This window comes from Rathayibacter sp. AC451, from assembly GCF_979253095.1.
This window is the reverse complement of sequence record NZ_CEEDBD010000001.1, coordinates 544,576-556,550: the sequence shown is the minus strand read 5'-3', so window position 1 is coordinate 556,550 and position 11,975 is coordinate 544,576. Positions and strand designations below refer to the sequence as shown.

Sequence of the window (11,975 nt, the reverse complement as noted above, 5' to 3'; positions counted from 1 at the left end):
GCGCGTCGGAGCGAAGCGCGGGTCGGGAGGATCCGACGGAGCCGGGAGTCGAGGAGTGGGCCCTACCGGGCTCGAACCGATGACATCCACGGTGTAAACGTGGCGCTCTACCAACTGAGCTAAAGGCCCTCGTGGCGGCAGGGCCGCACGAGCGTCCCCATCGTACGGCACCGTCGCTCCGGAGGCCGGGGCGCCGACGCGCGGGGCGCCGCTACTCTCGCCCCATGACCGACGACGCCCCGGCTGACCGCGCCCGCCGACGCGCCGAGAGCCGCTGGCCCGCCTCGGCCGCGATCCTTTTGGCCGTCGTCCTCAACGTGGTCGGGCACGACGACCGGACGTCGGCGGTGCGTCTGGTTGCCGCGGCCCTCACGCTGGCGCTCCTCGTTCCGCTGTTCGTGGTCAACCCGCACCGGCTCGACACCGAGACGAAGTGGTCGCGCGTCGTCTCGATCGCGCTCGCGGTGGTGCTCGCCGCGGCGAACCAGGTGAACGTCGTCGCCCTGGTCACGGCGCTCGTCGACGGGTCGACGGACGGTCCGCTGCTCCTGCTCACCGCGCTGCAGGTCTGGGTGACGAACGTCGTCGCCTACGCACTGCTCTACTGGGAGCTCGACCGCGGCGGCCCCGTCGCCCGCGGAACACTTCCGCGGAGCGACCTGCCCGCCGCCGATCTCGCGTTCCCGCAGGACGGCTACCGGGACACCGTGCAGGAGGTCTCGGCGACCTCGTCCGAGCGCGCCGACTGGCGGCCCGGCTTCGTCGACTACCTGTACGTCTCGACGACGAACACCATGGCGTTCAGCCCGACCGACACCATGCCGCTCTCGAGCCGCGCGAAGCTGCTGATGGCCGTCGAGGGCGTCACCGGCTTCGTCCTGCTCGCGCTGGTCATCGCCCGCGCGGTGAACATCCTGAGCTGACCCTCTCCCCGATCACTCGGGTTGCGTCTCCGCGAGATGCCGCTCCGATGCACGACACGCCGCAGGAGCCGCACCGAAGCGGCATCCCGCGGGGAGGCGTCAGGCGTGGGCCGGCTGCAGGGCCTCGATGGCCGCGCGGTACGCCTCGATCGAGCGCGGCTCGCCGGGCGCGGTGATGAAGGTGTCGCGGATGACGCCCTCGCGGTCGATGAGGAACGTCGCGCGGGTCGCGTAGCCCTTGCTCTCGACGAAGACGCCGTACTGCTTGGCGACATCGCCGTGCGGCCAGAAGTCCGACAGCAGAGTGAAGTCGTAGCCCTGCTTCTCGCCCCAGGCGCGCAGCGTGTGCTTCGAGTCGACCGAGATGCCGATCACCTCGACGTCGGCGTGCTCGAAGAGGGAGAGGTTCTCGCGCAGGGCGCAGAACTCGCCCGTGCAGGTCCCCGAGAAGGCGAGGGGGAAGAAGACGAGGGCGACGTTGCGCCGTCCGTGGAAGTCGCCGAGCTGGATCCGCTCGCCGTACTGGTTGGCGAGTTCGAAGTCGGGAGCGAGCGTCAGCTTCTCGAGAGCCATCGGTCCGATGTCCTTCCGTGCGCACGAGAGTCGCGCGAGCACGAGGGGCAATGCTAGACCCGCTGCGAGCCCCCACCAAGGGGGATCGGCGAAGCGGGGATCGGAACCGGCCCCGCGATGGCCGCGGAGGGCCCTCCGGATGGTGGAACCCCACAGACCGCTGAGCGCTTCCGTCGTGGATCGCCACAGTAGGCCGGAATCGCTAGGCTGGCACAGGTGCCCGCGCGCGGCTCGTCAATCCGCAGCCCGCGCGCGGATCCGGCACCGCTTCATGAGAATGATGTCTCGGGCACGATCTGCCCCCAGAGAGAGGTCGAGGGTGACTGTTAACGATCAGGACCCGTATTCCGTCGGTCACGTGGACTCGGACCCCGAGGAAACGTCGGAGTGGAACGAGTCGCTCGACGCGCTCGTTGCGGAGCGAGGTGCGGGTCGCGGACGCGACGTCATGCTCAGCCTCCTCAAGCACTCCAAGGAGCTGCACCTCGGCGTTCCGATGGTGCCGACCACGGACTACATCAACACCATCGCGCCCGAGAACGAGCCCGAGTTCCCCGGTGACGAGGACGTCGAGCGCCGCTACCGCGCGTGGATCCGCTGGAACGCGGCGATCCTCGTGCACCGCGCGCAGCGACCCGGCATCGGCGTCGGCGGCCACATCTCGACCTACGCGTCGAGCGCCTCGCTGTACGAGGTCGGCTTCAACCACTTCTTCCGCGGGCAGGACCACCCGGGCGGAGGGGACCAGGTCTTCATCCAGGGCCACGCCTCCCCCGGCCCCTACGCCCGCGCCTACCTCGAGGGCCGCCTGACCGAGCACCAGCTCGACGGCTTCCGCCAGGAGCGCTCGCACAGCGGCGGAGGGGCTCTCGAGCTACCCGCACCCGCGCCTCATGCCGGAGTTCTGGCAGTTCCCGACCGTGTCGATGGGGCTCGGACCCATCAACGCGATCTACCAGGCGCAGGCGAACAAGTACCTCACCAACCGCGGCATCAAGGACGCGTCCGACCAGCAGGTCTGGGCCTTCCTCGGCGACGGCGAGATGGACGAGGTCGAGTCGCGCGGTCAGCTGCAGGTCGCGGCGAACGACGGCCTCGACAACCTCAACTTCATCGTCAACTGCAACCTGCAGCGCCTCGACGGACCCGTCCGCGGCAACGGCAAGATCGTTCAGGAGCTCGAGTCGTACTTCCGCGGCGCCGGCTGGAACGTCATCAAGCTCATCTGGGGCCGCGAGTGGGACGACCTGCTCACCCGCGACACCGAGGGCGCGCTGCTCGACCTCATGAACAAGACGCCCGACGGCGACTTCCAGACCTACAAGACGGAGGACGGCGCGTACGTCCGCGAGAACTTCTTCGGCCGCGACGAGCGCGCGAAGAAGCTCGTCGAGGACTACTCCGACGAGCAGATCTGGGGCCTTCGCCGAGGCGGCCACGACTACCGCAAGATCTACGCGGCCATGAAGGCCGCGACGGAGCACAAGGGCCAGCCCACCGTCATCCTCGCCCACACCATCAAGGGCTACGGTCTCGGCCGCAGCTTCGAGGGCCGCAACGCGACCCACCAGATGAAGAAGATGACGCTGGACAACCTGAAGGGCTTCCGCGACACCATGCGGATCCCGATCACGGACGCCCAGCTCGAGGAGAACCCCTACCTCCCGCCGTACTACCACCCCGGTCAGAACGACGAGGCGATCGAGTACCTGCAGGAGCGCCGTCGCGCGCTGGGCGGCTACCTCCCCGAGCGCCGCTCGAAGTACACGCAGCTGAACCTCCCGGACGACTCCGCGTACAAGATCGGCAAGAAGGGCTCCGGAACGCAGGAGATCGCCACGACCATGGCGTTCGTCCGCATCCTGAAGGACATCCTCCGCTCGAAGGACTTCGGCAACCGCGTCGTCCCGATCATCCCGGACGAGGCGCGCACCTTCGGCATGGACGCGTTCTTCCCGAACGCGAAGATCTACAACCCGCGCGGACAGCACTACACGTCGGTCGACCGCGAGCTGCTGCTGGCGTACAAGGAGAGCCCCCAGGGCCAGATCCTGCACGTCGGCATCAACGAGGCGGGCGCCCTGGCGGCGTTCACCGCAGTGGGCACCTCGTACTCGACGCAGGGCGAGCCGCTCATCCCGGTCTACGTCTTCTACTCGATGTTCGGGTTCCAGCGCACGGGCGACGCGATCTGGGCGGCGGGCGACATGATGGCCCGCGGCTTCATGATCGGAGCGACCGCCGGACGCACCACGCTGACCGGCGAGGGCCTGCAGCACGCGGACGGCCACTCCCCGATCCTCGCCGCCACCAACCCGGCCGTCGTGAGCTACGACCCGGCGTACGGCTACGAGATCGCGCACATCGTGCAGTCCGGACTCGAGCGCATGTACGGCGGGAAGCACTCCGACCCGAACGTCATGTACTACCTGACGGTCTACAACGAGCCGATCGTGCAGCCCGCCGAGCCCGAGGACGTGGACGTGGACGGCATCGTCCGCGGCATCCACCGCGTCTCCTGGGGCCAGTGGGACGGTCCCAAGGCGCAGCTGCTCGCCAGCGGCGTCGCGGTGCCGTGGGCGATCGAGGCGCAGAAGCTCCTCGCCGAGGACTGGGGCGTCTCGGCCGACGTCTGGTCGGTGACCTCCTGGAACGAGCTGCGGCGCGACGGCATCAAGGCCGAGCACCACAACTTCCTCCACCCCGAGGACGCCCAGCAGGTGCCGTACGTCACGCAGAAGCTCGCCGACGCGAAGGGCCCCTTCGTCGCCGTCACGGACTTCTCGCACCAGGTCCCCGACCAGCTGCGCCAGTTCATCCCGGGCGACTTCGCGACGCTCGGAGCGGATGACTTCGGCTTCTCCGGACACGCGCGCCGCCGCGCGTCGCCACTTCAAGATCGACGGACCGTCGGTCGTGGTGCGCACGCTGCAGCTGCTCGCCAAGCAGGGCGAGGTCGACCCGTCGCTCTCGGTCCAGGCGATCGAGAAGTACCGTCTGCACGACGTCAACGCCGGCACCACCGGCAACGCGGGCGGCGAGAGCTGACGGTCGAGTCGGTGCCCTCCCCCCACGGGTCGTCGTCGACCGCGCGAGGGTCTGCTGCGGCAGCCCCGGCCTCCCGGCCGGGTGCTGCCCGCACCAAGGAGCAGACCCTCGCGTGGCTGCGCACCATCGCCGGTGAGCTCGCGACGCAGACCATCAAGCGCCTCGACGACACGCTGCCCTGGTACGGAGCCATGCCTCCGGGGCGGCGCTCGGCGGTGGGCCTGGTCGCCCAGGCCGGCATCACCTCGTTCATCTCCTGGTTCGACGACCCGACGGCCACTCCGTGGATCGCCGCCGACGTCTTCGGAGCGGCGCCGCGGGAGCTCCTCCGCTCCGTCTCGCTGACCCAGACCCTCCAGCTGATCAAGGTCACGGTCGAGGTCGTCGAGGACCGGGTCAAGAACGGCAGCGAGGACCTCCGCGAGGCGATCCTGCTCTACTCGCGCGAGGTCGCCTTCGCCGCGGCCGACGTGTACGCCCGCGCCGCCGAGGCGCGCGGACTCTGGGACGCCCGCCTCGAGGCGCTCGTCGTCGACTCGATCCTCACGGGCGAGGCGGACGACGAGCTCCCCAGCCGCATCGCCGCTCTCGGCTGGCACGGGCACGGCGAGGTCGCCGTGCTGGTCGGCACGGCTCCCAAGATGCTCGACGTCGACCAGCTGCGCCGCACCGCGAGGCACATGGACGCGGACGTCCTCATCGGCGTGCAGGGCAGCCGGCTCGTGCTGGTCATCGGTCGCGCCGAGCCGAGCGAGAACGCGACGGAGGAGACCGGCCCGCCGGTCGCCTTCCTCGAGATCGCGGAGGCGCTCGAGCCCGGCTTCGGGACGGGTCACCTCGTTCTCGGGCACGAGGTCCCGACCCTGGTCGAGGCGTCCCGGAGCGCCCGCGCCGCCCTCGCCGGCTTCGCCGTCGCCCGCTCCTGGCGCAACGCCCCCCGCCCGGTCAGCGCCGACGACCTGCTCCCGGAACGCGCTCTGGCCGGGGACCCGCTCGCGCGTCAGAGCCTGATCACCCAGATCTACAAGCCGCTGCAGAAGCACTCGACCGAGCTGCTCACGACCCTGTGGGCGTACCTCGACAACGGGCGCTCCCTGGAGGCCACGGCGCGCGAGCTGTTCGTGCACCCCAACACGGTGCGGTACCGGCTGAAGCGCGTAGCCGAGGTGATCGGCTGGGACGCGACCGGCGCGCGGGAGGCCCTGATCCTCCAGTCCGCGCTGATCCTGGGCTCGATGAGCGATCCCGACGGTGCCGTCCGCCGCCGGCCGACGCGGAGCTGAGCGCCGCCCGTTGTAGAACCGCCACAAGCCTTTTGTGGTTTCTCCGTACGTACCAGCGCCGCTCCCGGCGGCGCGGATCGGAAGACTGAACACGTGATCGTCGTCGTCGCCCCGGGTCAGGGCTCCCAGACCCCCGGATTCCTCGCCCCCTGGCTGGCCGTCCCCTCCGTCGCGGAGCAGGTCGCCGCCCACTCCGAGGCCGTCGGCATCGACCTCGCGGCCCACGGCACGGAGTCCGACGCGGACACCATCCGCGACACCGCCGTCGCCCAGCCCCTGATCGTCTCGGCCGGGCTCGTCAGCCTCGCCGCACTGCTCGAGGGCGGACGCCGCGACCGCATCGCCGGGATCGCGGGCCACTCGGTCGGCGAGATCACGGCTGCGGCCGGAGCAGGCGTCCTCTCCGGGTCCGACGCCCTCGTCTTCGTCCGCGAGCGGGCCCGCGCGATGGCCTCGGCCGCCGCCGCGCAGCCCACCGCCATGAGCGCCGTCCTCGGCGGCGACGAGCAGGCGCTCCTGGCGCGTCTGGACGAGCTCGGCCTCGAGCCCGCCAACTACAACGGCGGCGGCCAGATCGTGGTCGCCGGAGCCGTCGACGCGCTGCAGGCGCTCAAGGACGAGCCGGTCGCCGGCACCCGCGTCATCCCCCTCCAGGTCGCCGGAGCGTTCCACACCCGCTACATGGCGCCCGCGCGCGACTCGCTCGCCGCGGTCGCCGCGGGGATCACCCCCTCCGACCCGTCGCTCCGGCTCTGGACCAACCGCGACGGCTCCGTCGTCGACTCCGGGTCCGCGTTCCTCGAGCTGCTCGTCGGCCAGGTAGCCTCCCCCGTGCGCTGGGACCTCTGCATGGCGGCGTTCGCCGAGGCCGGGGTCACCGGCCTCATCGAGCTCGCCCCCGCCGGCGCCCTCGTGGGCCTGGCCAAGCGCGGCCTCAAGGGTCTGCCGACCCTCGCGGTCAAGACACCCGACGACCTCGACGCCGCCCGCGCCTTCATCGACGAGCACGCCGCCTAGCAGGAGAGACCCCCATGACGCCCCCCACCCTCACCCAGTCCAGCGGCACCGCCTACACCCGGATCCTCGGCATCGGAGCCGCGCGCGGCGACCGCGTCGTGCCCAACGACGACCTGATCGAGCCGATCAACTCCTCCGACGAGTGGATCCGCCAGCGCACCGGCATCATCGAGCGCCGCCGCGCCTCGGCCGGCGTCGAGGCCGTCGACCTGGCGACCACGGCCTCCCTCGAGGCGATCGAGAAGGCCGGCATCCGCCCGGACCAGATCGGCGTCGTGCTCGTCTCGACCATCAGCAACACGGTGCAGACCCCGTCGCTCGCCGCGCTGCTCGCCGACCGCATCGGAGCGAACCCCGCTCCCGCGTACGACATCTCGGCCGCCTGCGCCGGGTACACCTACGGCATCGCCCAGGCCGACTCGTTCATCCGCTCGGGACTCGCCGAGTACGTGCTCGTCGTCGGCGCCGAGAAGCTCTCGGACCTCGTCAGCCCCACCGACCGCAGCATCTCCTTCCTCCTCGGCGACGGAGCGGGCGCCGCGGTCGTCGGGCCGAGCGACTCCGCCGGCATCTCCAAGACCGTCTGGGGCTCCGACGGATCCCGCTGGGACACCGTGGGCATGGACAGCCCGCTGCTCGCCTACCGCGAGGGGCGCGCCGAGTGGCCGACCCTGCGCCAGGACGGCCCCTCCGTCTTCCGCTGGGCGGTCTGGGACATGGCGAAGGTCGCCAAGCAGGCGCTGGCCGAGGCCGGAGTCGAGCCCTCGGACCTCGCCGCGTTCATCCCCCACCAGGCCAACATGCGCATCATCGACGAGTTCGCCAAGCAGCTGAAGCTGCCGGACACCGTCACGATCGCCCGCGACATCGAGACGACCGGCAACACGTCGGCCGCGTCGATCCCGCTCGCCACCCACCGCCTGCTCGAGGAGCACCCCGAGCTCAGCGGCGGACTCGCCCTGCAGATCGGCTTCGGAGCCGGACTCGTGTTCGGCGCGCAGGTCGTGGTGCTCCCTTAGGGGGAGACGCCCCACCCCTAAACTGACTCACGGTCACTCGACGACAACTCGAATCACACCCCTCAAGGAGAGAACCATGGCACTGTCCACCGAAGAAGTCCTCGCCGGCCTGGCCGAACTGGTCAACGACGAGACCGGCATCGCGACCGATTCCGTCGAGCTGGACAAGTCGTTCACCGACGACCTCGACATCGACTCCATCTCGATGATGACGATCGTCGTCAACGCCGAGGAGAAGTTCGACGTGAAGATCCCGGACGACGAGGTCAAGAACCTCAAGACGGTGGGCGACGCGGTCACCTTCATCGTCAAGGCGTCCGAGTAGGACTCACCGCTCCACCGTCCGCGAGGCGGACACCCCGGCCCGGCACAGGCCCGGCCGGGGTGCGCCCGGCACCCACCCCGTCACGGAACAGAGATCGTCGTCATGAGCAGCAAGAAGATCGTCGTCACCGGCATCGGCGCCAGCACCCCCCTGGGAGGGACGGCGCGCGAGTCGTGGAACGCCCTCCTCGCGGGCGAGTCCGGCGTCAGCACCATCGAGGCCGACTGGGTCGCCGAGCACGACCTCCCCGTGACGTTCGCCGCTCAGGCGAAGGTGCGCCCGGAGGACGTCCTCCCCCGCCCCGAGTTCAAGCGCCTCGACCCCTCGAGCCAGTTCGCACTGATCTCGGCACGCGAGGCCTGGGCCGACTCCGGCATCACCGACGTCGACCCGTTGCGCGTGGGCGTCGACTACTCCACCGGCATCGGCGGCCTCTGGACCCTCCTCGACGCCTGGGACACCCTGCGCGAGCGCGGACCCCGCCGCGTCCTGCCCATGACCATCCCGATGCTCATGCCCAACGCCGCCGCCGCGGCGATCAGCATGTCCATCCCCTCGCGCGCCTACGCCCGCACCGACGTCTCGGCCTGCGCGTCGAGCACCGAGGCGATCGCGAACGCCTACGAGCACCTCCAGCAGGGCCTCGCCGACGTCGTCATCGCCGGCGGCACGGAGTCGGTCGTGCACCCGCTCCCCCTCGCCGCCTTCGCGGCCATGCAGGCGCTCTCGCGCCGCAACGACGACCCGGCCACCGCCTCCCGGCCCTACGACGTCAGCCGCGACGGCTTCGTCCTGGGCGAGGGAGCCGCCTCGCTGGTCCTCGAGACCGAGGAGCACGCGCTCGCCCGCGGCGCCCGCATCTACGCGGAGCTCGCCGGCGGTGCCGTCACCAGCGACTCGTACCACATCACCGCGCCCGACCCCGAGGGATCCGCCGCCGCCCGCGCGATGATCGCCGCCCTCGAGCAGGCCGGCGCCTCCCGCACCGACGTCACCCACGTCAACGCCCACGCGACGAGCACCCCGGTCGGAGACGTCGCCGAGTACCGTGCCCTCGCCCGCGTCTTCGGCGACCACCTCCCGAACATCGCCGTGTCGGCGACCAAGGCGGCCACCGGCCACCTCCTCGGCGGCACCGGCGCCCTCGAGGCCATCTTCACGGTGCTCGCGCTCCACGAGCGCACCGCGCCGCCGACGATCAACCTCACCGAGCAGGACCCCCAGATCCCGCTCGACGTCGTCACCAGCCCCCGCGCCCTCGGCGCCGGCCCGCTGGTCGCCCTCTCGAACTCGTTCGGGTTCGGGGGGCACAATGCTGTTGCCGCGTTCCGGTCGGTGTAGCGGGGCGTAGCCCCGTACACCGACCGGAACGCGGCTTCGCTGCGCGTGGCGCAACGAAGGCGCGTCCGCTCCCTACGCGGCTGGGTTTCCGAGGGCCGGTGCAGTGCAGCGACGGCGATCCGCTGGGACGCGGATCGCCGGATACGCCTCGCGGCGCTCGGGTGGGTTGCGCGCCACCCTCCGGGCGGCGGCGCGGTGCTCGCCCTCACGGGCATCGGCAGACGGCTCGCCCTCACGGGCATCGGGCACACCGCTCGCCCTACCGGGCATTGGCAGACGGCTCGCCCTTAGGGGGCATCGAGCACACCGCTCGCCCTACCGGGCATCGGCGCAGTGCTCGCCCTCACGGGCATCGGGGCACGGCTCGGCCTGCCGGTATCGGCACACCGCTGACGGGCACCGGTGCAGTGCTCTCCTCACCGGGCCTCGGAAGGGAGCCCGGCTTGCCGACTGGCGGCGCCGAGTCGCCCTGACGACGGCCGGCAGAGGATTCGCTTGACCAGCGATCGGCTGGGGGGTCATCCGGCAGGTTCTCGGCCGGGACTGGATGCGCGAGCGGAAACGGACGCACCGCCCGCCGCGCCCGGCATCGGCACTCGATCCCGGCGTCGCCGATCGCGACTCGGGCTCGCTCGATCGCATCCGGCTCGCGAGAACGGCCATGTCCCACGAGCCCGACCCTCTTCCACGAGCCGGGACCCGTGACCGATACGCTCCGACACCGATGGTCGAACCGCACCCACGGGCGGACCATCCCAGCGGGATGATCTAGGCCAGTCTCCCCAGGGCCGAGGCGTTGTCCCGCCACCCGGACGTCACCTCCGGCTCGCAGAATCGCACTCGACTCACGAGAACCGACGATCCCGACGAGCCCGACCGCCTTCCACGAGCCGACGCTGCTGCGCCCGTCCGAACCTACGAGCCGAAGGTCCCGAACGCGCCTCCTCGACGCGCCGAAGCACTGAAGCCCCGGCTCCGGATCGCCGAGCCCCGCAAGGCGTATCCGCCGAATCGCGTACCAGCGATTCTGCGTCGCCGTTCGCAACCCGCTCTGCAGAACGCGACCCCGTCGCGAAGCCGACCGCGCGACGCCGCGTAGGGAACGGCGTCGACATCGAGTCGGCGTCAGCCGACTCGATGCAGCCACACCACCGGCGCGAAATCGCTCGCGTAGCGGAACGGCTCGAGCTCGTCCTCCCAGGCCTGGCCGAGGGCGAGGCGGAGTTCGCGGTGCAGCTCGATCGGGTCGGCGCCGGCGGTCTCCATGGCGGCGCGGACGCGGTCCTCGGGGATCACCGTGTTGCCGACGCTGTCGGTCTGGGCGAAGAAGATTCCCAGGCCGGGCGTGTGCATCCAGCGGCCGCCGTCCACTCCGGGGGACGGCTCCTCGGTCACCTCGTAGCGGACGTCCTCCCAGCCGCGGAGGGCGGAGGCGATGCCCGCACCGGTCCCGGGAGGTCCCTCCCAGGTGAACTCGGCTCGCTGCGTGCCCCGGAGGACCGGTTGCTCGATCCACTCGAAGTTCACGGCACGACCGAGAGCGCGCCCGGCTCCCCACTCGAGGTGGGGGCAGAGCGCGCGCGGGGCGGAGTGCACGAAGAGCACACCCCGAGTCTGCTGCGCCACCATGCTGTCCTCCGTCCGTCCTGGTGCGTCTTCCCCAACGACCCGGACCACGTACGACAAGTGGTGCATTCTTCGATTGTGCGGTGGACGAGCCACCACGTCAGAGTATGCATCAGGCGTCCCGCGCCGACAAGGCGGCTCGCCGCGCCCGCCCCGGGACCGTCCGGATCCCCTGCCTATACTCGGGATCGTCCGGTGCCTCCTCGCATCCGGGCCCGCCCGAGAGGAGTCCAGTGTCGGTCCGCGACGGCCTCCTGGCGCTCCTCACCCTCGGCCCGGCCTACGGTCTGCAGCTCCACTCCGAGCTCCTGGACCGCGCGGCGCATCGCCGCCGGGTGAACGTCGGCCAGATCTACTCCACCCTCGATCGCCTGCGCGAGCGCGGCCTCGTCGTCTCGGCGGGCGCGACGGAGGACGGGCTCCCCCTCCACGCACTCACCGACGAGGGCCGCGTCGAGGCCGTCGCCTGGCTCCACGGCGACGGCGCCACGGCCCAGGAGGACTGGGACGACGTGCTCGACCGCATCCTGCTCGCCTCGAGTCTCGAGGAGGCCGACCTGGAGGCCGTGCTGTCGGCGTACGCCGTGACCCTCCCCGAGGAGGAGGAGCCGCTCGACGACCACCCGCAGCGGCGCCTCGCCGCCCGCGCGATGCGGGTCCGCGACGACGCCCTCCGCGGCCTGCTCGCCGCCGCCCGGGAGGAGCTGTCCGGCGCCGACGCCGGCGCCGGAGTGCGGGGATTCGCCCTGGAGCGCCCCCGCCGCGGCCGCAGAGCGGTGTCCCGCGACGAGACAGGCGCGGGTGCCGTCGCCTAGGGTGG

Annotated in this window: 9 protein-coding genes, 1 tRNA gene and 1 pseudogene; 8 read left to right on the top strand and 3 right to left on the bottom strand. The window is 71.2% G+C overall.

From position 1 onward, the window contains the following. Positions 1 to 56: 56 nt before the first annotated feature. Positions 57 to 129 (bottom strand) — tRNA-Val (locus AC0CID_RS02585). Between the two features lie 95 nt (positions 130 to 224). On the opposite strand from AC0CID_RS02585, the gene AC0CID_RS02580 reads away from it, so the two are divergent. After that, a complete protein-coding gene (locus AC0CID_RS02580) occupies positions 225 to 923 on the top strand; it encodes a hypothetical protein (RefSeq protein ID WP_465225683.1) in 699 nt (232 codons plus the stop codon). Positions 924 to 1,022: 99 nt separating this feature from the next. Here AC0CID_RS02580 and AC0CID_RS02575 read toward each other — a convergent pair whose 3' ends face one another. Further along, on the bottom strand, positions 1,023 to 1,496 hold the full coding sequence (locus AC0CID_RS02575) for a peroxiredoxin (RefSeq protein ID WP_207402406.1): 474 nt from the start codon (positions 1,494 to 1,496) through the stop codon (positions 1,023 to 1,025). A 319-nt stretch (positions 1,497 to 1,815) separates the two neighbouring features. On the opposite strand from AC0CID_RS02575, the pseudogene aceE reads away from it, so the two are divergent. The 6 genes and pseudogenes from aceE (at position 1,816) to AC0CID_RS02545 (ending at position 9,529) form a co-directional block, all read left to right on the top strand. After that, positions 1,816 to 4,544 (top strand): annotated as a pseudogene (aceE, locus tag AC0CID_RS02570) (pyruvate dehydrogenase (acetyl-transferring), homodimeric type). Positions 4,545 to 4,735: 191 nt separating this feature from the next. Beyond that, positions 4,736 to 5,827 carry a PucR family transcriptional regulator gene (locus AC0CID_RS02565; protein ID WP_465228034.1) on the top strand — a complete coding sequence of 364 codons (1,092 nt, stop codon included), beginning with the start codon at positions 4,736 to 4,738 and terminating at the stop codon, positions 5,825 to 5,827. A gap of 93 nt (positions 5,828 to 5,920) precedes the next feature. Continuing rightward, positions 5,921 to 6,844: an ACP S-malonyltransferase gene (locus AC0CID_RS02560; RefSeq protein WP_465225682.1), complete on the top strand. Its 924-nt coding sequence runs from the start codon at positions 5,921 to 5,923 to the stop codon at positions 6,842 to 6,844. Positions 6,845 to 6,858: 14 nt separating this feature from the next. Then, the gene (locus AC0CID_RS02555) at positions 6,859 to 7,863 is read left to right on the top strand and encodes a beta-ketoacyl-ACP synthase III (RefSeq protein WP_251948131.1); all 1,005 of its coding nucleotides are present in this window, start codon (positions 6,859 to 6,861) and stop codon (positions 7,861 to 7,863) included. A 76-nt stretch (positions 7,864 to 7,939) separates the two neighbouring features. Further along, on the top strand, positions 7,940 to 8,188 hold the full coding sequence (locus AC0CID_RS02550; protein WP_207402410.1) for an acyl carrier protein: 249 nt from the start codon (positions 7,940 to 7,942) through the stop codon (positions 8,186 to 8,188). A 102-nt stretch (positions 8,189 to 8,290) separates the two neighbouring features. After that, complete coding sequence (locus AC0CID_RS02545) at positions 8,291 to 9,529, top strand: beta-ketoacyl-[acyl-carrier-protein] synthase family protein (protein WP_207402411.1); 1,239 nt, start codon at positions 8,291 to 8,293, stop codon at positions 9,527 to 9,529. Positions 9,530 to 10,654: 1,125 nt separating this feature from the next. Here AC0CID_RS02545 and AC0CID_RS02540 read toward each other — a convergent pair. Next, positions 10,655 to 11,158: a DUF3145 domain-containing protein gene (locus AC0CID_RS02540; protein WP_465225681.1), complete on the bottom strand. Its 504-nt coding sequence runs from the start codon at positions 11,156 to 11,158 to the stop codon at positions 10,655 to 10,657. 230 nt (positions 11,159 to 11,388) lie between these two features. Here AC0CID_RS02540 and AC0CID_RS02535 point away from each other — a divergent pair, with 230 nt between their 5' ends. Beyond that, positions 11,389 to 11,970 carry a PadR family transcriptional regulator gene (locus AC0CID_RS02535; RefSeq protein ID WP_207402413.1) on the top strand — a complete coding sequence of 194 codons (582 nt, stop codon included), beginning with the start codon at positions 11,389 to 11,391 and terminating at the stop codon, positions 11,968 to 11,970. Positions 11,971 to 11,975 lie beyond the last annotated feature (5 nt).

Excerpts from the sequence above, each read along its gene's own strand:
- AC0CID_RS02580 (WP_465225683.1), top strand. The coding sequence starts at position 225 with ATGACCGACGACGCCCCGGCTGACCGCGCCCGCCGACGCGCCGAGAGC.
- AC0CID_RS02575 (WP_207402406.1), bottom strand. The coding sequence starts at position 1,496 with ATGGCTCTCGAGAAGCTGACGCTCGCTCCCGACTTCGAACTCGCCAAC.
- AC0CID_RS02565 (WP_465228034.1), top strand. The coding sequence starts at position 4,736 with ATGCCTCCGGGGCGGCGCTCGGCGGTGGGCCTGGTCGCCCAGGCCGGC.
- AC0CID_RS02555 (WP_251948131.1), top strand. The coding sequence starts at position 6,859 with ATGACGCCCCCCACCCTCACCCAGTCCAGCGGCACCGCCTACACCCGG.
- AC0CID_RS02550 (WP_207402410.1), top strand. The coding sequence starts at position 7,940 with ATGGCACTGTCCACCGAAGAAGTCCTCGCCGGCCTGGCCGAACTGGTC.
- AC0CID_RS02545 (WP_207402411.1), top strand. The coding sequence starts at position 8,291 with ATGAGCAGCAAGAAGATCGTCGTCACCGGCATCGGCGCCAGCACCCCC.
- AC0CID_RS02540 (WP_465225681.1), bottom strand. The coding sequence starts at position 11,158 with ATGGTGGCGCAGCAGACTCGGGGTGTGCTCTTCGTGCACTCCGCCCCG.